17 protein-coding genes and 1 tRNA gene are annotated in these 23,312 nt (G+C 42.4%); 16 read left to right on the forward strand and 2 right to left on the reverse strand.

The window, feature by feature from the left end; genetic code table 11:
- Nucleotides 1-409: 409 nt before the first annotated feature.
- The 4 genes from HMPREF3208_RS01320 to HMPREF3208_RS01335 all read left to right on the forward strand — a co-directional run bounded on the left by HMPREF3208_RS01320 (nucleotide 410) and on the right by HMPREF3208_RS01335 (nucleotide 8,034).
- On the forward strand, nucleotides 410-1,741 hold the full coding sequence (locus tag HMPREF3208_RS01320; RefSeq protein WP_064346863.1) for a metallophosphoesterase: 1,332 nt from the start codon (nucleotides 410-412) through the stop codon (nucleotides 1,739-1,741).
- 105 nt (nucleotides 1,742-1,846) lie between these two features.
- Nucleotides 1,847-3,208 (forward strand): UDP-N-acetylglucosamine 1-carboxyvinyltransferase, encoded by a 1,362-nt coding sequence (gene murA / locus HMPREF3208_RS01325; protein ID WP_016636763.1) that lies wholly within the window; start codon nucleotides 1,847-1,849, stop codon nucleotides 3,206-3,208.
- A 251-nt stretch (nucleotides 3,209-3,459) separates the two neighbouring features.
- Complete coding sequence (locus HMPREF3208_RS01330; protein WP_064346864.1) at nucleotides 3,460-5,466, forward strand: serine/threonine protein kinase; 2,007 nt, start codon at nucleotides 3,460-3,462, stop codon at nucleotides 5,464-5,466.
- 135 nt (nucleotides 5,467-5,601) lie between these two features.
- Nucleotides 5,602-8,034, forward strand: a complete 2,433-nt coding sequence (locus HMPREF3208_RS01335; RefSeq protein WP_064346866.1) for an NHL repeat-containing protein — start codon at nucleotides 5,602-5,604, stop codon at nucleotides 8,032-8,034.
- A gap of 98 nt (nucleotides 8,035-8,132) precedes the next feature.
- On the opposite strand, the gene HMPREF3208_RS01340 is transcribed toward HMPREF3208_RS01335, so the two are convergent.
- Both HMPREF3208_RS01340 and HMPREF3208_RS01345 read right to left on the reverse strand, forming a co-directional pair.
- A tRNA-Ala gene (locus tag HMPREF3208_RS01340) sits at nucleotides 8,133-8,205 on the reverse strand.
- 125 nt (nucleotides 8,206-8,330) lie between these two features.
- Nucleotides 8,331-9,050, reverse strand: coding sequence for a DedA family protein (locus HMPREF3208_RS01345; RefSeq protein WP_032814793.1), 720 nt, complete (start codon nucleotides 9,048-9,050; stop codon nucleotides 8,331-8,333).
- A gap of 225 nt (nucleotides 9,051-9,275) precedes the next feature.
- Here HMPREF3208_RS01345 and HMPREF3208_RS01350 point away from each other — a divergent pair, with 225 nt between their 5' ends.
- The 12 genes from HMPREF3208_RS01350 (at nucleotide 9,276) to mtnN (ending at nucleotide 23,294) form a co-directional block, all read left to right on the forward strand.
- Complete coding sequence (locus HMPREF3208_RS01350) at nucleotides 9,276-10,073, forward strand: teichoic acid transporter (protein ID WP_081091149.1); 798 nt, start codon at nucleotides 9,276-9,278, stop codon at nucleotides 10,071-10,073.
- A 142-nt stretch (nucleotides 10,074-10,215) separates the two neighbouring features.
- Nucleotides 10,216-10,485 carry a 30S ribosomal protein S15 gene (gene rpsO / locus HMPREF3208_RS01355; protein WP_004109774.1) on the forward strand — a complete coding sequence of 90 codons (270 nt, stop codon included), beginning with the start codon at nucleotides 10,216-10,218 and terminating at the stop codon, nucleotides 10,483-10,485.
- Nucleotides 10,486-10,846: 361 nt separating this feature from the next.
- Nucleotides 10,847-13,552, forward strand: coding sequence for a polyribonucleotide nucleotidyltransferase (locus HMPREF3208_RS01360; RefSeq protein ID WP_064346868.1), 2,706 nt, complete (start codon nucleotides 10,847-10,849; stop codon nucleotides 13,550-13,552).
- Between the two features lie 247 nt (nucleotides 13,553-13,799).
- Nucleotides 13,800-14,663: an aldo/keto reductase gene (locus tag HMPREF3208_RS01365; protein ID WP_016636735.1), complete on the forward strand. Its 864-nt coding sequence runs from the start codon at nucleotides 13,800-13,802 to the stop codon at nucleotides 14,661-14,663.
- Nucleotides 14,664-14,674: 11 nt separating this feature from the next.
- Nucleotides 14,675-15,640, forward strand: a complete 966-nt coding sequence (locus HMPREF3208_RS01370; RefSeq protein ID WP_064346873.1) for a purine nucleoside phosphorylase YfiH/LACC1 family protein — start codon at nucleotides 14,675-14,677, stop codon at nucleotides 15,638-15,640.
- A gap of 54 nt (nucleotides 15,641-15,694) precedes the next feature.
- Nucleotides 15,695-16,372 (forward strand): pyroglutamyl-peptidase I, encoded by a 678-nt coding sequence (locus HMPREF3208_RS01375; RefSeq protein WP_016636737.1) that lies wholly within the window; start codon nucleotides 15,695-15,697, stop codon nucleotides 16,370-16,372.
- A 150-nt stretch (nucleotides 16,373-16,522) separates the two neighbouring features.
- The gene (locus tag HMPREF3208_RS01380) at nucleotides 16,523-17,914 is read left to right on the forward strand and encodes a hypothetical protein (protein ID WP_016636739.1); all 1,392 of its coding nucleotides are present in this window, start codon (nucleotides 16,523-16,525) and stop codon (nucleotides 17,912-17,914) included.
- Between the two features lie 134 nt (nucleotides 17,915-18,048).
- Nucleotides 18,049-19,383 carry a C1 family peptidase gene (locus tag HMPREF3208_RS01385; RefSeq protein ID WP_032814653.1) on the forward strand — a complete coding sequence of 445 codons (1,335 nt, stop codon included), beginning with the start codon at nucleotides 18,049-18,051 and terminating at the stop codon, nucleotides 19,381-19,383.
- A 247-nt stretch (nucleotides 19,384-19,630) separates the two neighbouring features.
- Nucleotides 19,631-20,779, forward strand: coding sequence for a 3-deoxy-7-phosphoheptulonate synthase (locus HMPREF3208_RS01390; RefSeq protein WP_016636742.1), 1,149 nt, complete (start codon nucleotides 19,631-19,633; stop codon nucleotides 20,777-20,779).
- Nucleotides 20,780-20,803: 24 nt separating this feature from the next.
- Nucleotides 20,804-21,991, forward strand: coding sequence for a 3-deoxy-7-phosphoheptulonate synthase (locus HMPREF3208_RS01395; protein WP_016636743.1), 1,188 nt, complete (start codon nucleotides 20,804-20,806; stop codon nucleotides 21,989-21,991).
- Nucleotides 21,992-22,102: 111 nt separating this feature from the next.
- On the forward strand, nucleotides 22,103-22,591 hold the full coding sequence (locus tag HMPREF3208_RS01400; RefSeq protein WP_016636744.1) for a hypothetical protein: 489 nt from the start codon (nucleotides 22,103-22,105) through the stop codon (nucleotides 22,589-22,591).
- Nucleotides 22,584-23,294 (forward strand): 5'-methylthioadenosine/S-adenosylhomocysteine nucleosidase, encoded by a 711-nt coding sequence (mtnN, locus tag HMPREF3208_RS01405; protein WP_016636745.1) that lies wholly within the window; start codon nucleotides 22,584-22,586, stop codon nucleotides 23,292-23,294. The genes HMPREF3208_RS01400 and mtnN overlap by 8 nt, the downstream gene beginning before the upstream one ends.
- The last annotated feature ends 18 nt before the right edge of the window (nucleotides 23,295-23,312 follow it).

Here is a 23,312-nt window from a genome sequence, read left to right on the forward strand (position 1 = left end):
TTTCTTACACACTTTTTGGCCTATAACCCGAATCCCCAGATGGCTATTTGTAGCTTAAAATCAAAAACCCCGGTACAAGACCGGGGTTAGAGAAAGAAGAGAAGAAGAGAGGTTAAATTATAAAGTCAATCCGAACTGTTTGTAGTCCATCTTGTTTTGATGTCTCTATCATAACCACCATATGCTGGATGCAATAATATAATTAGCTGAGAATTTCCTAATAATTTAATATAATTCTACTGATTTTAGTTTTTTGATTTGCAAAATTGTATTCTTCATTCCCTGTTTGCAGTGTTATATGGGTGTATGTTGTATTGGAGTACAAATTTTGCAACACTAATTTCATTATAATTTATGAAACTCTATAAACATTGAGTGAGTCGTGATGTGTCTGCCGTATGCTTAAAGTATGACAGGTTCTGCACTATCTGAAGCTACTGCTAATACAGCTGCGCTTCCTTTATCAATTTCATCGCGTTTAGGGCGTTTGCAGTTTCATCTTTCTGGAAAGTTTCGTGTATTGCAATGCGCCGATGTTCAAGATGTGCCGAAAGTGTCATCGGACACAATTCGATTAATTGAATCTGCTTGTGATGCTGTGCGTCCAGATTTAGTGGTGTTTACGGGTAATCAAATTGCTGGCTATGAAAAAGTGTTTTCGCGAACTTTTATCCGCAGACGGTGGCAGAAATCTGAATATGCTTCATCTGTTGATAAACAGCAATTATTGCAGCAAATTAAGAGTGGCATAGCTCGTTTAGTTGAACCTCTTGAAACGCGCAGGATTCCATGGGTTGTAACATATGGTAATCATGATTTTCAGTGTGGATTAAGTAATGAAGATCTTGATGTTATATACCAAAAGTTTTCATGCTGTATGAATCGTAATGCTATAGTTACAGCATCAACAGGCGCTATGCAGTCTACGAAATCCGTGTTATCGAAACAAATCATCCTTCCGTGTGAACCAGGGACTTTCACTCTGCCTGTTATGGATGAAAAGCATGAGAATGTTGTTTTTTCAATAGTTCTGGTAGATTCTGGCGATTATGCTCAATCAGGCGGTTATGGTAAACCTTCTCAGCAAGCACTTGATTTTCTAGCAAAATTGCCTGCTTCTTTACCTCCGCATTTCTGTGTTTTCCAACATTTTCCATTACCGCAATTCTATCGTGTTCTACGTGAGGTTCCTCAAGAATTAGCTGCGCAAGAGCGTGCGATTGAAGGTTATCGCGCTTTTGCTGGTCACTATTATGTTCTTGATAATATGTATGTGCTTCCAGATGGCTATTTGGGGGAAGGTATCAGTTGCCCAGACGAAGATAGTGGCGAGTATGCTGTGCTAACTCGATCTGGTGCATTTGCTGTTATTGCCGGTCACGATCACCGCAATGCCTTTGCTGGTAAGGAACCTGAAGGTAATATGCTTCTTGTTGCAACCCCTACTTGTGGTTTTGGATCTTATGGTCCTGAGCCTGCAAAGCGTGGCGTGCGTTTACTTGAGTTCGATATTCGTCACCCATATGAACCGCGCACTCAAATGCTGGAATTTGGCGATCTTGTTGGAAAGCCTTCATCTAAAAAAGCATATACATATGGTCTTACTGCAGAATCCGAACATGAGTTACCAGAGGTGGATTTGCTTCGTAAACCATCATTATTTGCTAAATTGGTGCGTCGTTGGCGTCAGCATTCTGCTCAGCATCAGCATCAAGCTCAATCTCAGTATTCTGTTCATTAAAAATGTTGGTGTAATACAGTAGTTTTGTATAAGTTATATGAGCGCGTTGGCAAGTATGTCGGTATGATAGTGAATAGTGTTTGAGCGCGAACGAAAGAGGTAAATGTGTCCGCACGTAATACGGCTGAACAGAACAGCAATAGTGGCGTCGATGCTGCAGATGTGTTGCATGTAGAAGGTGGTAAGCCGCTTAATGGAACTATTAAGGTTCGTGGTGCGAAGAATTTTGTAAGCAAAGCCATGGTTGCAGCTCTTTTAGCGCCAGGCAAGTCTGTGTTAAAAAACGTGCCAGAAATTCGAGATGTGCACGTTGTCTCTGATTTATTGCGCTTGCACGGTGTAAATGTTGAAGTAAACGGTTCAGATGGTGTTGTTACTATCGATGCTACGAAAGTGCAGCTTGCTGATGTTGCGGATGTTGATACGCTTTCTGGTTCTTCGCGTATTCCTATTTTGTTCTCAGGCCCATTGTTGCATCGTTTAGGTGAAGCGTTTATTCCAGCACTCGGTGGATGCAATATTGGTGGTCGTCCAATTGATTTCCATCTTGAAACTTTACGAAAGTTGGGCGCGAATGTAGATAAAGACCATGAGGATGGCATTCATATTACTGCTCCTCATGGTTTGCATGGTACTAAAATTCATTTGCCATATCCTTCGGTTGGTGCAACCGAGCAGACGCTTCTTGCAGCCGTTCTTGCAGAAGGTCGTACTGAGCTTTCTGGCGCTGCTATTGAGCCGGAAATTATGGATTTGGTAGCCGTTTTACAAAAGATGGGTGCCATTATTTCTGTAGATGTCGATCGTACATTCCGTATTGAGGGAGTAAAAGAGTTACAGGGTTATACGCATACTGCGTTAACAGATCGTATTGAAGCCGCATCTTGGGCTTCTGCTGCTCTTGCAACCCACGGTGATGTGTTTATTAAGGGCGCAACGCAGCCAGAAATGATGACATTCTTGAATGTATTCCGTAAGGTTGGTGGACAATTTGATGTTACGGATAAAGGCATTCGTTTCTGGCATCCAGGTGGAGATTTGCATCCTGTTGCTATTGAAACAGACGTACATCCTGGTTTCATGACAGATTGGCAGCAACCGCTTGTTGTGGCATTAACACAAGCTAAGGGTTTGAGTATTGTGCATGAAACGGTATATGAAAATCGTTTTGGTTTTACAAAGCCGCTTGTACAGATGGGTGCTATGATTCAGTTGTATCGTGAATGCTTGGGTTCTTTGCCTTGTCGTTTCCAACAGCGGAATTACAAGCATTCTGCAGTGATTTTTGGACCTACTCCGTTAACTGGTCAAGATATTGATGTTCCAGATTTGCGCGGTGGCTTTAGTCATTTGATTGCAGCTCTTACTGCTCAAGGTCCATCGAATGTGCGTGGTATTTCGTTAATTGATCGTGGTTATGCTGATTTCCGCGGTAAGTTGCTTGCGCTAGGGGCCAATATCGATTAGTACAATTTTTGCTACGATAACGTTTATTTAATACACGTTCTTTCATATAGAAATATTATTAGGTGACTGAATACTTTATTGTTAAGTGTTCAGTTTTTGCTAGGCTTTGACCTTTTAACCACAAAGCTTAAAAAAGCTTTGCGCTACGCAAATTTATCGATACAGTAGTCGCAATTGTTATTCAATTGCTCAGCAATGTGTTGAAATATTCGCTGAACAATGCAGGATGTTAACATTGCGGAGGCTTGATTGTGGTTTGCGTAGGTGGTAGATACCAGTTACTTGGTGAATTGGGTCATGGCGGTATGTCAACCGTTTTTCTTGCGGTTGATACTGTATTACATAAACAGTGGGCTGTAAAAGAAACTGTGTTGCAAGGTAATGAGGAATACCAAAAGGGTCTTGTTCAATCGTTACGTGCAGAAGTTGATGTGTTAAAAGAATGTGATCATCCTGCTATTCCTCGAATCGTTGACTTTTTTGAAGAAAATGGTCGAGCATATGCTGTTCGTGACTATGTAAAAGGCTGTTCGCTGAAAACGTTAGTGAGAGAGCATGGTTTACAAGATGCTACAGTAATACGTGACTGGGGTATGCAATTGTGTGCAATACTTTCATACTTGCATGCGCATTACCCGCCGATTATATACGGCGATCTTAAGCCTTCACATGTTATGATTGCTGACGATGGGTCGGTACGCTTAATTGATTTTGGTGCTGCAACACAATGGTATACGCATACTGGTGTTCTTGATCTGCGCAGTATAGAGCAGAATGATGTGCAGTTTGCGACGCCACGGTTTACGGCTCCTGAAGTGTTGAACAATAACGTGGTAACTCCTGCAAGTGATGTGTATTCAGTTGGTATGACATTGTTATACGCATTATTGCCGAGTGAAACCTCGCATGTGGGATTACATGTTGCATCACCATATCGCAATCATTGTGCAATGCTGGATCAACTGGTATCAGTGCTTGCAACTGCTACAGCGACGCAGTCTACGCAACGATATCAAGATTGTGAAGCTATGTTTGCTGCATTAGAGGCATGCGATGATAATGAAGAACATCGTTCTCGAAATAATGATGTTGATGCAAAACGAATAAAACGTAAACATCATAAGGAACGGATTCAGCATTATCGACATATGAAATGTGATGCTAGTAAACAGCGTAAGGATTGTAGTCATCCTAGGCAACGTAATAAGCGGCGCTTACTACAAAATAAACACGGCATAACGCTAGGAGTATTAGCTGCAGTAATAGTATTAACAGCTATATTATTCAATTGCTTAGGTGTGCTCAGTAGTAACGCTGCTATGAAACAAACACAGCAAGCATCTACATCCATATCGCAACGTAAACGTATGAATGTAATACGTCGTAATAAAGCTGATTATGATTCATACGTGCGTTTAGCAGAACGTGAAAGTAAGACGGATGTTGCAGGACGTTATGTTGCCCATGCTATGCAAATACAAAATAACATGGTGAAAAAACATTATGTTCGTAAGATGTCTTTGCGTCCGCTTCGAGTGTTGTTGCGTGTTCAACTTGCCGATCAGCAGTGGAGTACTGTTGAAGAGCAGAAGCTTATGAGTTTGATTAGTGTATATGAGCAACAATTGCATGAAACTACTCAAGCATGGGCACAATTTGCTGGTGATATAGCTAAAGCATATTGGTACTATTTTGCGGGATTTTCTGGCAAAGTTATGCCTACAGAAAGGCTTGCACGCATGCGTGTTGCGCAAGTTTGGTTCCGTGAAGCTCAAAAATATGAAAAGGAAAAGCATAAGAAAGATGATTTATCATCTTCTGTAGCATCTGCGTCTGAACGAATATTGCATGATACTTCGCATAAATCTGTATTGAATATATACATTGCTCTTGCTGATTGTTATATGCGAATAGTTGATGTTGTGCAGGATGCTCCGAATACAACAACATATCAGCAATATGTACGTCAGTTGCAACAGCTTGTGCAAATAGCACAGCGCAATCAAAAGGATGTATTGTGTGTGGATACTGGAGAGCTTGTATTGCAATCATTACATTCATGGCTTCATATGTTTTATGAAAGTGGGGTGAATAAGCAAGAGCTACAGCAATTATGTGATGATGCATATGATCTTCTTAAACAGGCACGTGTAGTGAACGATGAATCGGAAAACCGTCAAAGAATTGCTTTGAATAATGTTCCGCAGGTGCGAGAGGAGATTGCAGCAGTTTTTGCCGAAAATAATAATACAAGATGAAAAATAATGCTATTAAAACGATCGGCATTATCTTGTGTGATGTTGAAGCATAACTATGCAGGAGGTGAAAAGAAAAATATTGTAAATCAAATTTGCATACTAACAATTTTGTGTCAATGACAAGGGGGGAATCGGATGACACGACAAAATCATGTATTAGCAAATATGAGAGAATTCTGGATAATTTTTTGGTCGCAAGTGAACAATACATTGTGTAAGAATTGTTCTCAATCTTGGAAACTACGTATTAATAAGATTCTTGACTCATGTTTTATGAATATTCAGGCGTGTGCGTATGCTACGTTACTCGTATGTGTGGGTGTTGCATCGTTGCTATTGCCAGTAAATTCTGTTGCTCACGCAACAACAACTACGCATACAGCATCGTTGCATAAGTCAGTGCATTCTCAAAAGTTTCCGATGCAAGCACAAGAACTTCAGCAGCATATTTCGAACATTGCACACATCAATAATATTGCTATTATGCCGAAGCAGCGCGCTGTTCGTACGAAAGGAGAATACGTATTTGCTAGACATTCAGTTACGTTGCTTGTAACAATCAGCGGTATAGATGCCACTGTAGCTAAAGAGATTCATAAAGTTACAGTAAACGTGAATAAGTATCGAGTAACACAAGTAAATACGTTAACAAAATCACAACTAGTTTCAGTCGTAACAGATTTTCGTTGCAAAAAGCATCGTGCTACATTGATTGGTGTAGCGAAAGTTGAGTTGAACAATGAGGGGATTTACGATTTACGTACTGTGTCAGTTCGTATAGCTGGAGTAAGCGTACGTCTGCCGAAAGTGCTACTTCATCAAGGCAATCAATCTCATAGTTTACAGCCTTTGCATAAGACTAATAATGAGCATGCTGCCATTGCGCAACAGCGTTTACGTACATTAAATTCTACTAAGCGCAAAATTCCTTTGCGATTTGTGATTATTGATAACACTGCTCCTCAACTAAGTTTGAATTATGATAATAACAGTGCGTCTGAAGGTAAATATTTCCGAAAAAATCGTTCTGTGAGAATACTTATTAAAGATGATTATTTCGTTTTTGCGCATTTGCTCCATGATGCAACATCAATTGCGAAAGTATTTGCAGATGGTAAACAAGTTTTGAATATAACAGCGCAAAATTTAAAGAATGACAGTAGGAATCCAGAAGTGTGGTATACGGATATTTCTTTTGCACGTGACGCTATTTGGGATGTGAAATATTATGCGAAGGATTTATCTGGCAACATGGCATCTTCGCGGCACGATACGTTTATAATCGATACACATCCGCCAGAGGTTACTATTACTGGAGTTCAAGATGGTGGATCATATGCGCATAGTGTAACGCCAACAGTGATTATTAGGGATCGTTGGCTAAAAACCAAAAGTATAACATATTCGTTACGTCGCATGCATGCTTCACAAATTCTGCGTCCTTCTACGCCTGTGAAGGCTAGTAATCGTGGTGTAAAGGTGCAATATACTGGGTTTTATCACGGTAAACAAGACGATGACGTTTACCAGTTACAATGGAGTGCGCAAGATGTAGTGAACAATACTGTTCGTGGATTATTACAATTTTCTATGAACCGTGGTGGTTCAAGATTTACTGTTGACAAGTCCACAGCAGCAATGAATAATCAACAACTACAACATGCTCAGGATGTACATATTGAGGAGCTTAATCCGAGTGGACTAGTAGCTCCTGCAAAAGTGAGTATTGTACAAGATGGTGTTTCACGAATATTATCGCGGCAAGATTTTTCTGTAAATCGTAGTATGCAGCATGGTTGGCATCGATTAACTTATACTATTTTTCGTCGTAATTTTGCAGATAATGCGCATTATCGTGTGCTTATTGCTTCAGTAGATAAAGCTGGTAATTATTCTTGTAATGAAAATAGTGCAAGTAAGCAACAACGCAAATTGAAAGTATACTCTGCAACCTTGCAATTTATAGTAGATAATCTTGCGCCAAAAGTAGCGGTTTTTGATATGCGTAGTAATGAAGTGTATCAAACTCCTAAAAAAGGTAAATTAATACGAATCAGTGCCAAAGATAATGCAGATTTACAATCAGTAACATATAGCATTGATGGCAAAACGCAACGTACTTGGCGTGGTAAAGCAGCCAATAAGCCAATGTTGTCACTATTCATGAAACCAGACGGTATTGCTCATAATGTGTTAGTGGAAGCAACTGATTATGCAGGGAACGTAACGGTGTTGCAATATGACAATGTTACGGTTATGCCCATTTTGCATAAGGCTGTGAATCGTACTAAGCCAATACAGCGTGTAACAGCGAAAGAAGTTGTAACGAATCATACTAGTAAAGAAAGTGAGAAAAATGATAACAATCGTACCAACTGGATAATTAATTCACAAGTACAAGAACCTTCTCGTGCGGTAGCATACGAAGCGGGTTCATGGCAAAAAGAGTCTGCGAATTCTTTAGCAACAGTTGCCTACTGTGGCATTGGCGTTATTGCAATTCTGTGTGTAGCACTCGGCATTAGTGTATTTCGTAATAAGAGGCATAAACAAATAATAAATAACTGATAATAAGTGAAAGCGTGATTTTATTGCATGGGTCGAATATTAAAAATCGCATAAAAATTTAAAAGCCCACTGCGGTGGAATGAATGCAGTGGGCTCCGTGGAGCTAATGGTAATCGAAACCACGACCTCTTCGATGCGAACGAAGCGCTCTACCAACTGAGCTATAGCCCCAATGTTCTAACAACATGCTATCTTACGACAACTCTGCACACTGTACTACAAATCATGTAAAAAAACAATATTTCATAAGTGCAGTGTGCTTGAGTGTCGCAAAATAATTATTTGAAGTGTATATGCTACTCCTGCGTTGTTTCAGTATGAGCATTGTTGTTTGTGTCGTTAGGTAAGTTGCAGTTTGTTTTCTTTGCTTGATGTGCTTTGTATAAACCAATAAACGTTGGAACGAGAGAAATTAACAAAATCGCAACAATTACTAATTCAAAATTTTTCTGCACAAACGGAATATTGCCAAAGAAATATCCAAGTAACGTAAAAAGCGACGACCATATGACACCACCAAGAATTGAGAATGGTGTAAATCGAATCCAACGCATGCCAGAAACGCCTGAAATAAACGGCATAAACGTACGAATAAATGGGAAGAATCGACCGAGGAATACGGCTAATGGTCCCCATTTTTCAATCATGGCTTCAGTTTTAGCAACTCGCTCTTTCGTAAGTACCTTAACTTTGCCGGATTCTACGATGCGACGACCAAAGAAATGACCAATGAAATAATTACACTGATCGCCAATAATTGGAGCAAGCCATACTATTGCGAGCAGTAGTGGTAATGGTAGTGCACTATGTCCTGTTTGTGCGTCCGGTGCTGCGAAGAAGCCGGCTGCAAACAGTAACGAGTCGCCTGGAAGGAATGGGAAAAATACTACACCGGTTTCAATAAAAATAATGAGAAAAATAAGACCTAATGCTGGAGCTGTACCCATCGCAATCCAACTTGCAATAGCGGAGCGTGGATCCTTAAGTAAGTTGACAATAAAATGAATAAATTCCATGATATCCTGTCGTAGTTTTGCGGGTCTTGTGCCGCTGTGTAAGCAAAAATCGCATGCAAGCATGCATTTCCTATGAGCCTAGCAGTCGGCATAAACGGACGCATATAGTGTATGTACTACTGATTGCGCACGCTATAACATACAATGATAAGCAGTATTGGAATGCTGCAAAATTAAGACTTACGAAATTAGATAAATACTAAAGATGAGCAGGAGAAGTAGTTCATGGCGTCGAATAATGAACATAATACAGAGCGTCCTCAAAGCTTTACACCGATTAAAACAAGAAAGCGCGCTGCTGTATCGAAGGTGACTTCTGCAAGAACTCCAGTTGCAAAAAATGAAGTTAAATCTGCTGAGTTTCATAATTGCGCTACAGCTACTCATAACTACGCTGGTGAAAAAATAGTTGCTACCGAATATTTAAGCCCAGAGTTACCAGAAACAGAGTTGTCAATTGCTGATTTTTCGCGCAAACATGCGAATCCTAAGCGCTGGTGGGTGTATTTGGGAGTATTGCTCACTGCAATTGTTGTTCCATATTGGATTGGTCGTACTCTTGCAGTTCAGTATACGTCATGGGTGGTCTCACATTGTGCAGGATTATCCGCTCAGGGCGTAGTATTTCTTTCTTGGGTGGTTACTGTTGCTACCTTTACGAGTCTTGCGATGGCACTTATCGAATCGCATCGGTGGATTTGGCGTTTTGTTCTTGTGGTATTTCTTTCGTTGGAGCAGCTTATTGCAGGTCTATGTATGCTAAGTATGAGTTTTTGGTATTCAACATACGTTGTATACGGTTCGGCTTCTGGCTTAGCAAATGCTGCTAATCTTGGTATTATTTCTGCAGGATTTGCTGTGGCTGTTTTTGCTGTATTATTCGTTGGTTTGCTTGTTATTATTCCTAAAAAATCGCGTCTAAATGTGCTAACTCGCAGCTGGGCATCTTTTATTATGTTTTATGCGGTTGAAGTTTTGGCGATACTAGTGGTGATTTTTGGCGGTTTTATGACAGCAATGTGATATTTTGCATGGGAAATTTTGATCAACAAAATAAGTTGTTGGCGAGTAGTTGTACAATAGAAATTCGGCGTGTAACGCCCGCGGATCGAGAGCGCTATGGCAGAAGGTTATAGCACCGCGCAGTGATATTAAGGAGGACGCCGTGGCATTAACGGCTGAAGATAAGAAGAATATTATCAACGAATACGCGACGCATGAGGGTGACACGGGTTCCCCAGAAGTGCAGGTTGCTTTACTGAGCAAGCGTATTGCTGACCTGACTGAGCACTTGAAGGAGCATAAGCACGATCATCATTCTCGTCGTGGTTTGCTGCTTATGGTTGGTGATCGTCGCCGTCTTCTCGATTACTTGAAGCGTGTTGATATCAATCGTTATCGTTCTTTGATTGAGCGACTCGGCTTGCGCCGATAGTCTTGTAGCCCGGGCTTAAGCTCGGGCTTTTTGTATTGCTTTTGTATTACTTGCGTATGTGCGAGTTGGGTTGATCGAGTAAAAGATTATGGGGATACGTTAAGCAATATTGAGGATTTATAACTGAAAAAGTAAGATTTATAACTAAAAAGAATTACTGCATAATTCAACACATAATTGAAAAATGAAGCATAACTGAATACGGATGATTGAAGTAGCCGAAACAAAAAACACTACGAAATGTTGGCGTAACGCAAGGGTTGCAAAGAGTGCAAGTATTCGCATAGATGGTAATGGTGCGAATTCGCCAATATTATTACGCATGTTGGTTGATTAGGTAAGTTAAGAAAAGGAGGAACCCGTGGAGGGTCCCGAAATTAAGGCTGTAGAAGCCGTTATTGATAATGGTTCATTTGGTAAGCGTACGTTGCGCTTTGAAACTGGTCGTCTTGCACAACAAGCTGACGGTGCTGTTGCTGCATATTTGGACGATGATTCCATGATTTTGTCGACAACGACCGCAGGATCTAGTCCGAAGGAAAATTATGACTTCTTCCCATTAACTGTTGATGTGGAAGAGAAAATGTATGCTGCTGGGAAGATTCCAGGATCTTTCTTCCGCCGCGAAGGTCGTCCTTCTAACGAAGCGACGCTTGCATGCCGTATTATTGATCGCCCGTTGCGACCACTATTCCCACATACTTTGCGTAACGAAGTGCAAGTTGTGGAAACAGTTTTATCTATTAATCCAGACGATGCCTACGATGTAATCGCTTTGAATGCTGCGTCTGCGTCAACTATGATTTCTGGCTTGCCATTTGAAGGTCCGGTTTCTGGCGTGCGTTTAGCTCTCATTGATGGACAATGGGTTGCTTTCCCACGCTGGAGTGAGCGTGAGCGCGCTGTATTTGAGATTGTGGTCGCTGGTCGTGTTATTGACAATGGTGATGTTGCAATAGCAATGATTGAAGCTGGAGCTGGCAAGAACGCTTGGAATTTGATTTACGATGAAGGTCAAACTAAGCCGGATGAGGAAGTTGTTGCTGGTGGTTTAGAAGCTGCTAAGCCATTTATTAAGGTAATTTGCGACGCTCAGAACGAGTTGAAGCGTATTGCAGCTAAAGAAACTAAGGAATTCCAGCTCTTCCCAGAGTATACTGATGATCTTTATGCTCGCATTGATGAGATTGCGCATGCTGATTTAAATGAGGCACTTTCTATTGCTGAAAAACTTCCTCGTCAAGATCGTATTGCAGAAATTAAAGAAAATGTACGAGCAACAATCGCTGAAGAGTTCACTGATATGGACGAAGCTGAGAAAGAAAAGGAACTCGGCAACGCCTTTAAGGAATTACAGCGTCAAATTGTGCGTCGTCGTATTTTGACTGAAGACTATCGTATTGATGGACGCGGTTTGCGTGATATTCGTACACTTTCTGCAGAAGTTGATATTGTTCCTCGTGTTCATGGTTCTGCACTTTTCCAGCGTGGTGAAACTCAGATTTTGGGCGTAACAACTTTGAACATGCTTAAGATGGAGCAGCAGGTGGATGCGCTTTCCGGTCCACAGACTAAGCGCTATATGCACAACTACGAAATGCCTCCATATTCCACTGGCGAAACGGGTCGCGTTGGTTCTCCAAAGCGTCGTGAGATTGGTCACGGTGCTTTGGCAGAGAAGGCTTTGGTGCCAGTATTGCCAAGTCGCGAAGAGTTCCCATATGCTATTCGTCAGGTGTCTGAGGCTATTGGTTCCAACGGCTCCACTTCTATGGGTTCTGTGTGCGCTTCTACGCTTTCCCTGCTTGCAGCAGGCGTTCCTTTGAAGGCTCCAGTTGCGGGCATTGCTATGGGCTTGGTTTCTGGCGATGTTGATGGTAAGCATATCTTTAAGACCTTAACCGATATTCTCGGTGCAGAAGATGCATTTGGAGACATGGACTTTAAGGTTGCTGGTACTTCCGAGTTCATTACTGCTTTGCAGCTTGACACTAAGCTCGATGGTATTCCAGCAGATATTTTGGCTGCGGCTTTGCAACAGGCTCACGAAGCTCGTACAACTATTCTTGAAGTTATTAACGAGTGCATTGATTGCCCTGCAGAGATGAGTCCATTTGCTCCACGCATTATCACAACCACCATTCCTGTCGATAAGATTGGCGAAGTTATTGGTCCTAAGGGCAAGATGATTAACCAGATTCAAGAAGAAACTGGTGCTGAGATCGCTATTGAAGATGATGGTACTGTTTATATTGCTTCCGAAGGTGGCGAAGCTGCTCAGAAGGCAAAGGAAATTATTGATTCTATTGCAAATCCTCGCGTTCCAAAGGCTGGTGAGACTTTCACGGGTAAGGTAGTGAAAACTACAAGTTTTGGTGCTTTCGTGAATTTAACACCTGGTACTGATGGTTTGTTGCATATTTCTCAGATTCGCAATTTAGCGAATGGTGAGCGTATTGACACTGTTGAAGATGTGCTTAAGGAAGGCGATAATGTTGAAGTTATCGTCCAAAGCGTAGATGAGCGTGGCAAGATTTCCTTGGCAATTCCAGGTTTTGAAGATCAAGAATCTTCTACTTCTACTGGTCGTGAAAATCGTAGTCGCAACTCCCGTGATGATAGGGATAGCCGTGGTGATTACCGCGGTCGCGCTCGTCGAGATGACCGAGATAGTCGTGAACGCTCGGATCGAGATGATCGCCCTCGTCGTCGCATGCGTGACGACCGTGATGATCGTTATAGCGATCGTGAAAGTCGTTATGAAGAACGCAATGTTCGTCGCGAGGATCGTTACAATGACAACGATTTTGACGATCGTCCTCGTCGTGTTTCTCGTCGTGATGATCATTATGAAGATCGCGACGAGCGCGATACTCGTGAAAGCCGTGATGAGCGTGCGGACCGTTCGAGCCGTCGTATTTCAGAAGGTCGTCGAGGCTCTGATCGCAATCCGCGTTATGCTGCAGACGATGATCACTATGATGAATATCGTTCAGCACGCGAAGAGCGTACTGAACGCCCTCGCCGTCGTGTGCGTCGCGATTTTGATCCGTTTGATGAGGATTAATTGCGTAAATAGTATTAAAACAAAATTTGTTATTAAATACTAAATAAAAATAAATATTTATAGAAATGCCTTCAAGCTGCGTTTGCGTTTGGAGGCATTTGTTGTCGATAGTGATTTAAAATGTTTTATGCAATCTGTGCAATAAAATAAAATATAAAAGTAATAATATATTGCTACTGCGTAAAGTAGCGTAATGCAATACTAAATACTTACTAAAACATAAGATTTACAAAATAGGGGTGGAAATATGGTAATGCATCGCACAATAGGCTCGTTTGATACAACAGCTATTGGATTTGGTGAAATGCCGCTTACTATCGAAAATAATCTTGGTCATGATATGGGTATTGAAACTATTCATGCAGCTCTTGATGCAGGTTGCACGCATATTGATACCGCATGGGCGTATTACTGCTCCGGGGGTGAAGAACAAACTGGAGAAAAGCTTGTGCACGAAGCTTTGGAAAGCTGGAAAGGTGACAAGTCTTCTATTCTTGTAGCAACGAAAGTCGGTCATTTCCGCAACTTCACTGACGGTCGTCCAACATGGGGCAAGGATGGTAAGCCAGAGCATTTGATTCGTCATGCAAAAGAATCGGCAATGGTTTTGGGAGTCGATACTATTGATCTTCTTTACTTCCACAGGCCAGATCCTGAGGTTCCATACAATGAGTCTATTGAAGCAATGCAACAACTTCTTGACGAAGGTGTAGCTCGAGAGATTGGTATTTCTAACGCTTCTGTGGAACAAATCGACATTGCGCGCAATATTTTAGGAGAAAAGCTAGTAGCAGTACAAAATCAATATTCTCCAGTTCATTTAGAAAACGAAGATACGTTGCAATATTGCGAAAAGCTTGGAATTGCTTTTGTTTGCTGGAGTCCATTAGGAGGGTTCCGTCACCCTTATGACGATCACTTGTTTGATCCATTCCGCAAAGTTGCAGAAAATCATAACGTAAGCTATCAACAAGTAGTTTTGGCTTGGGAACTTGCAAAAGGTGAGCACGTATTTGTTATACCTGGTGCACATAGGCCAGCTACCATTTTGGATAGCTTGCAAGCTTCAGATTTGCAACTCACTGACGAAGAATTGGCGTATTTAGGGTGAAAGAAAGCAATATGCAACAAACAAGCGTAACAGGCATGCCATTACCACATGAAGATAAAGAAGGTATGCCGATTCCTGTAACTATTCCAATCGCATTAGGCGCTCGTACTCATGCAGTTTTTACTACTAGATTGGGTGGTATTTCTGAAGGTGCATTCGCTTCGCTTAATCTTGGTGGACGCGCAGAAGATAGTGCGGAGGCTGTAGCAAGCAATCGTGCAGCTTTACAGAAAGCTTTGCAAGCAGACTTGTCGCTTGTTGCTCAAGTTCATGGCAGAGAAGTATTTGACGCAGATAGTGTAGTAAATTCATGGAATACTTCTTACGGTTTTGATGCAACAGGATTTGCTGATTCTGCTGTGCGAATTGAAGCGGATGCGCAAGTTACTACTGTTTGCTCACTCGCATTAGGAATGTTTGCTGCAGACTGTCTACCAGTATTGCTTGCGGATGATGAGGCTAGTGTGATTGCTGCTGCGCATTGTGGCAGAAAAGGATTAGTAGCTGGTGTGCTTGATGCTGCTATTGAAGCCATGTGTGAAAAGGGAGCTGAACGTTCCCGTATAACTGCGGTGCTCGGACCGTGCATTTGTGGAGATTGCTACGAAGTTGGCGAAGAAATTGCATGCAATTTTGAACGTCGCTACCCACAAACGGTAACGAAAACACGTTTTGGTGGTCTGGGTATTGATATTGCTGAAGCTGCGCGCATTGATTTAGCGCTCGCAGGAGTTGCCAATATTGTTGATGCTTTGCCGCGCGTTACGGCTGCAACGCAATATCTGGCAGAAGATGAAGAATTGCGCACAATTTGTGAAGTAGATGGAGAAGGTGCTTCTTTGCTGGAACGTTTGCAAAAATTGCAAAACCCGATGTGCACTTTGGAAAATCCTCTGTGGTATTCGCATAGGCGCGCGCAACTTGCTGGAAAATCGCATGAAGGCAGACTATTGGCACTAGTAATTCGTGATAAGTAACAAGATATTCAAAATAGCGGAGTGCGAAAGTATCGGCAGAAAGTTAACAGTATTATGCAGCAAATTAACGTTGTAATTTCAGGATTTAATCCATATGAGGATTTAAAAGTTAATCCTTCATATGAAGTTCCATCTGCACTTGCTGATTCTCAATATTGCGTTCAGTTGCAGTCATCTCAGGATGTCCATGTAAATGTTACTGCTGTTACACTCCCTATCAGTTTTGCGAATGCGTGGCCTGAATTATTAGCAACTATTGAACGTGAACATGCGAATATTGTTATTGCTACTGGTGTAAAGCATGCAGCGCGTGGAGTGCAGTTGGAACGCTGTGCAATAAACGTAATTGATGCTAACAAGCCAGATGTGGATAATCATCGTCCGCAAAAAATGCCAATAATAGAGAATGAGCCTGCAGCATATTGGACTAGGCTTCCGCTGCGTACGATTTTGCAATGTTTTGCGCATGATGGCATCGCTTCCACATTAAGTTCTGACGCTGGAACATATGTGTGCAATTCACTGTTTTACCAGTTGCTACATTGGGCTGCTGGGCAATCGAATCAGCGCATTCTTGCTGGATTTGTGAGTTTTCCGCCGGTAGTAAGTTCGCATGATGCTCGTCATCACGGCTTACTGTTGCAACAACAAATTGATGCTGGACGTGATATTGTACGTGAAACAGTGCGTTACTATATGCATCCTTCGTCTGCAAATATGCTGCTTGACTAGTGCGATGCGTTTCAGTTTGTGATGTTTGTGTGAGCTTAGCAAAAACGTGCGCAACACACGAGTGTTTTTTGCGCTTAAGTGATAGCGTTAATGCTGATGGTGTGTACACAGCAGATAGTGTGCTGTGTGGGGGCTCGTGAAAGGAATATTATGGTAGCGGATTTATTCCCAACCGCGTTGCGTGGGTACGATAAAGACAAGGTAAATGAAGCTTTTGCAAATTATGAACGTACAATTTCACGTTTGCGCGAGCAAGTGCGTTCTAGTGATGAATCTATTTTGCAATTGCAAGCGCAGTTGCAGGAAGAAAAAAATAATGTGAAACGTGCTAAAAGTGGTAATACTTTTGCTTCTTTAGGTGCGAATGCGCAACAATTATTGGCATCTGCAGAACAAACGAGTGCGCAATTACTTGAGCGTGCTAAGCAAGACGCTGCGTCTATTAAGAAGAATGCGCAAGCTCAAGCTGGCACATTGCTTAATAATGCAAAACTTGATGCAGCTCATTTAATGCAAGAAGCTAAAACTAAAGCGGATACTATGCTTTCAAGTGCTACGCAAAAATCAACACAAATGATGCAGGCAGCACAGGAAGATTCGGCACGTTTGCGTGATACTACTGAGAAAGATGTACAAGCACAGCGCGACGCAGCAGAATTAGCACTGCAGAATGCGCATGAAGAGCATACTAAACGCATGGCTTCTGAGCGTGCGCAGCAAGAAAGTAGTATAGCTAAGCTTAAGTCGGATGCAGCTCAAAAAATTGCTGAGCAGCGCGCAGCAGCGAACGAAGAAATTGCTCGTGCTAAAGCTGAAACAAATGATCAAATTGAATCTGCTCTTACTGAAGCTAATAAAAAATTAGCAGATATGCGCGAGCACGCATCAAAGATGATGGCTGATGCACAGCGTAAAGCTGGTGAAATTACAGATGCTGCTGCTGCTAAGGCTCAGGAAATTGCTGATGATGCACAGGTTGAGCGCACACGTACATTAAGTCAGGTTAGCGCTGAAGTTGAACAGATTCGTGCCGATATTGCGGCGCAACAAGAAGAAGCAACGAAGAAGGTTGATGCTTTACTTTCTGGTTTGAAAGAAAAGGAAAGTGCCGCTCAAGAAGAAGCAAACGCGTTGATTGCGCGTGCGAAAACTGTACATCAAGAAGCTGATGATTACGCGGCACAAACACATAAAGCAGCTGATGACCAAGCTGCGGAGATTGTGCGCAAGGCTATGCAGGAGGCTACTGCTCAAGTTGAAGAGCGTAGATCTGCCGCTCAGCAGGAATTGGATGGTATGACTACTCGTTTAAGCCAGTTGCAACATCGTGAGGCGACTATTACGCAGCGCGTTACTGAGTTGCGTTCATTGTTTGCTAATGCATTCTCTGGATTTGATTTTGGCGATGCTCAGCAGGCTCAGCAGGATCATCAGGATGCTGAAGCAAATGTTGACACAGGCGCGCAATCTGTTGCAGACGCTAAGCAAGCTCAGCGAGACGTTCAAGCAGCTTTGGCTGAAGCTGAGGCGGATCAAGATTAGTATGATGGTGAGTAGTAACGTAAGCGTTTTTGAATTGATTTACTTTTTAAATGGTTAGCTTACGTAAATATCATACATACGAATATTGTAGGTATTTGAAATAACATATTGATAATGAAATGGAAGGTAATACAGTGACCGAGATCACCGCTTTGACTGATGAAGCATTGCAGGGTTTGCGAGAAGATTTTGACGCAAATCCTTTAAACCGTTTAGCTATGAATGGTGTGACTGCTGCTGGTATTGATAAGGTTGCGCGTAATTATGACCGCGCTCGCTTGCTGCAGCGTCGTTTTTCTACCATTGTTGATAACGGAGATGCAACACATCAGGATCGTTCTGGTCGTTGCTGGCTGTTTAGCTCTTTGAATGTGGCGCGTTTTGTTGCCAAAAAGTCGCTTGGTTTGAAGGAATTTGAGTTTTCGCAGAACTATGCTATGTACTACGACAAGCTTGAGCGAATTAACTACTTCTTGAAGGATGTTGCCGCTTTGGTTCGCGCGGGCGAGCCGTCGGATTCTCGTTTGATTCAACATTTGTTGCACGATGTTATGGGCGATGGTGGCCAGTGGACTATGGCTATGAACGTGTACAAGAAGTATGGTGCGGTTCCTAAGGATTTGTTCCCAGAAACCGCTTCTTCTAAGAATACTGGTGCTATGAATACGCAGTTGCGTGCACTTTTACACACTGCTGTAGCTCATATGTATGCTAATGCTACTGAAATTGATGAGATTATTGCAAAAGCTACTGCTGCAGGCCACAGGATTTTGACAATTCACTTGGGTGAGCCGCCTAAGAGCTTCGATTGGGAGTGGACTGATAGCGACGGCAAGTTCCATCGTGATGGTGAGATTACGCCAGTTGAGTTCTGGAAGAAGTACGTGAACGCTGGTCTTGAGGATTATGTGTGCTTGGTTGACGATCCTCGCGCTGAGCATCCTAAGGGTAAGAAGATTGCTATTGAGCATTTGGGTAATGTTGCCGGCGGAGATGCAACCGAGTATTTGAACGTGCCAAACCAGTTTATGAAGGATTGTGTGCGTAAGATTTTGGTTGAGCAAGGCATTCCAGTATGGTTTGGTGCTGACTGCCACCCTATGATGGATCGCGAGAATGGAGCTTGGGCTACAGATTTGTTCGAGTATGGTCGCGTGTATGGCGTTGATTTTGATTTGGATAAGGAAGAGCGCGTGCGTTTTGCTGATTCTGCAATGAATCATGCTATGGCTTTTGCTGGCGTGGATGTTGCTGATGATGGTACAACTACTCGTCGTTGGCGTGTGGAGAACTCTTGGGGCACGGATATTGCGGATAAGGGTTACTTTACGATGAGCGACGATTGGTTTACTGAGTATGTGTATGAGGTTGCAGTGCCGAAGAATCTGCTTCCGGAAGAATATCGCAAAGCACTGGAAGAACCAGCAATCGTATTACCGGCGTGGGATCCAATGGGCGCTTTAGCCTAGCTTAAGCGCATTGGGTGCTTAAGCTACTCCAAAGCGCCGCGCTCACTATTGCGAAAAGCACAGTGTGCTTTTCGCGTGAGCGCGGCGGTGCTTGCATCTTGAATAAAGATGCAAGCACCGACCACATCAAATGTAATAATTCCCACAGGTATCTCCATATGATACTGTGAATATGTTTAGAAGCATAAACATTTGTTTGTAATTAGTAGATATTGCTCGTATTGCTACTGTAAGAGGATTAATACGGATGGAGAGTATTCATAACACTAGTAATAACGCATCTTGCGCTACTTTGCAGCTAGATAGTAGTGCTGTGTTTCCGGAAACAGTAGATGTGAATATTCGTCAGCTTGATCCTATTCCAGCTCCTCGCGAATTTATACAAACAATGCCAATTGCTCCTGAAATTAGTTCTTTAGTGTTAAAATCTCGCCAAGAAATTCGCGATATTTTGCACGGCACAAGCGATCGTTTGCTCGTAATTGTAGGTCCTTGCTCTATTCACGACCCAAAGGCGGCTCATGAATATGCTCAAAAATTATCTGAAGTTGCTAAAGATTTAAGCGATCAGCTGATGATTGTGATGCGCGTTTACTTCGAAAAGCCGCGCACAACTGTTGGCTGGAAGGGCTTAATTAACGATCCTGATTTAGACGGCAGGTTTAATATTCGAAAAGGTATGGGTTTAGCTCGTTCAATTCTTTTGGATGTTTTGCAGCTTGGTCTGCCTACCGCTACGGAATGGCTTGATCCTATTACTCCGCAGTATTTATGCGATTTAGTTAGTTGGGGTGCAATCGGCGCTCGCAATACTGAATCTCAAGTGCATCGCGAGCTTGCCAGTGGTCTTTCTATGCCTGTTGGCTTTAAGAATGCTACGGATGGTTCTATTAAAGCAGCAGCTGATTCTTGTTACACGGCTAGTTTTGAGCATCATTTTCTTTCTATTAATCTTGACGGTAGTGTTATTTCTGCCGAAACAAAAGGTAATCTCGATTGCCATATTGTGTTGCGTGGATCTAATAAAGGCCCTAATTATGATGCAGAATCTGTAAAATCTGCGTTGCAAGCTCTTGATTCTTACGATAAACATGCCCAGCAAAGTATGTGCACTAGGGGCATTATTATTGACGCTGCTCACGGAAATTGCGGCAAGAATGAAATTCGTGAAGCTCAAGTAGTTCAGAATATTGCAGAGCGCATAGCTAAGGGCGAGCGTGGAGTCTATGGTGTTATGATGGAAAGCTTCTTAAAGGGTGGGCATCAAGCTCCTGCTCCTTTAAGCGAGCTTGAGTACGGAAAATCTATAACTGATTCTTGCATTTCTTGGAATTCTACTAAAGAATTGTTGTATACTTTAGCTCAAGCTGTTACGTCTAGGCGTAATTTAGCGTAATTTATTTAGAATTGGGTGGGTTTTATGCAAGCTCAAGATCAAAAAGATGCTCAGTCTGTACGTCGTGCTGTTGAGGCCGAAAAAAATCAGCTTAATTCTTCTAAATTCAAGCGTTGGGAAGATCAGGTTGGCGTTGATTGCATTATCAACCGCCGCGTGCTTGAGCTTGAGCCGCTTCCAACTCCTGCTCAGGTGCTTGGCGAGTTGCCGTTGTCGCCGTATGCGCAGGATATTGTTGCTGAGTCGCGCGATGAGATTCGTGGCTGTTTAAATGGTGACGATGATCGTCTTCTTGTTATTGTTGGCCCGTGTTCTGTGCATGATCCTAAGGCTGCTCTTGATTATGCGAGTCGTTTAGCTAAGTTGCGTGCTGAGCTTGAAAGTGAGCTTCTTATTGTTATGCGCGTGTATTTTGAAAAGCCACGCACGGCTCTTGGTTGGAAGGGTTTGATTAACGACCCGGATATTGACGGAACGCATGATATTCATAAGGGTTTGTTACTCGCGCGTAAGACTTTGCTTGACGTATTGGATGCTGGTTTGGCTGCTGCTACTGAGTTTTTGGAGCCGACTAGCCCTCAGTTTATTGCTGATGCTGTGAGTTGGGGTGCGATTGGTGCACGTAATACCGAGTCTCAGATTCATCGTCAGCTTGCTAGTGGTCTTTCTATGCCGGTTGGTTTTAAGAATGCTACTGATGGTTCGATTTCTGCGGCTGTGAATGGTTGCTTGGCTGCGAGCCAGCACCATACGTTCTTTGGTATTGATCATCTTGGTCGCGCTTGTGCTGTGCAGACTCTTGGTAACCCGGATTGCCATGTGGTTTTGCGTGGTTCTAGTAAGGGTCCGAATTATGATGCTGCGTCGGTTGCTTCTGCTGTGGCTTCAATTCGTTTGCGTTTGGGCACTGGTTGTGTGGCTTCTAACGGCGTTGTTGTGGATTGTTCGCATGGTAATTCTGGCAAGGATGAGCATCGTCAGATTGAGGTTGTGCGCGAGATTGCGGATCGTTTGGCTGCTGGCGAGCAGGGCATTAAGGGCGTTATGATGGAAAGCTTCTTGCAGGGCGGCAATCAAGATCCTGCTCCTCTTAGCGAGCTTGAATACGGCAAGTCTATTACGGATCGTTGTATTTCTTGGGAAGATACTGCCGATTTGCTAAGAACTTTAGCTAAATCTGTTGCAACACGCCGTAGAGATTATAGATTATAGATTATAGATTATAGTAAGATAATCTTAATTTACTTCTACTTGGCTTATATTTCTTACTGTATTTGCCGTTTATTTTTGCACTATATTTTGCGTACAAGGGAGTGTGTTGAAATGTATAACAAAGACTTGAATAAAGCGAATAAAGGTTTTGCATGTAAAGCGTTTCCGATTGTGAAATATGTGTTGTTCGCTTTGATTGCAACTGGTGTTATTCTGCTTGCTTTTGCGTGGTATCGTGGCACTCACAGTGCTGGGTATACGCTTGTGACGGATTCTGCATTTTGGTTTAGCGTTTTTATGCCGTTTGTAACTGGAATCGTTTTGCTTATTTTTGCTCGCGGATGGCGTCGCATTGTTGGTACTTTAGTTTGTGTGCTTCTTATAGCTGGATTTTTCGCTTTTCTTGCTTTGCAAGATCAAATTATTGCGTTTTTCAATGTTCCTATTACGAATCCGTGGTTTGATTTTCAGTGCGGCGCATTGCTGAAGATTGCTACTTTAACTTTTGTTATTATGACTTTAGTATGCGTGTTTTTGGTTAAGAATAACGATAAATGCGTAAGTAGCGAAGTAAAAAAGGATGATTCTGCTCATGTCTAATACTGAGAAAATTACTAAAGTTGCTGTTGTTGGCGCTTTGGATGAGGAAGTTGCTCATATTGCTAGCGCGCTTGAGAATGTGACTCACGATAAGTCTGCAAGTCTTGATGTATCTTGCGGCACTCTTGACTCGGCGAATGGCAGCGAAATTGAAGTTGCAGCTACGGTTGGCGGAATGGGTCTGGTAAATGCTGCTGCAACTGTGCAATATCTTATTGACGCATACCATCCTCAAGTCGTAATTTTTTCTGGAATTGCAGGAAATCTTAATAAAAATTTGCATACGAACGATGTTGTTCTTGGAAAAACTGTAAAATATCTCGATACTGATATGCGCTTAATCGGTCAATGGAAGCCGTTTGCAAGCGAATTTCATTCGGATGATTACTTGCTTAAAGTAGCTAGCAAAGTGCTTACCGATATGAAAATTACGCATATTGCTGGCACTATTGCGTCCGGCGGCTATTTTGTTGATTCGCCAGAAAAAGTTGCGGAAGTAATTGCAGCTACTCAAGCGGATGCTGTAGAAATGGAAGGAGCAGCAGTCTTGCATGTTGCTGCTCGTAACGACGTTCCTGCTTTAGTTGTGCGCGCAATGAGCGATAATGCGGACACAAAATACGAGGATTTTCATACTTTTGATATTTCTGAATATGCGGACACGGCTGCAAAAATTACGGTAAATATTCTTCGTAATTTGTGACATTTCGACACGCTGAGA

The organism is Gardnerella vaginalis (genome assembly GCF_001546485.1).
GTDB lineage: Bacteria > Actinomycetota > Actinomycetes > Actinomycetales > Bifidobacteriaceae > Bifidobacterium > Bifidobacterium vaginale_D.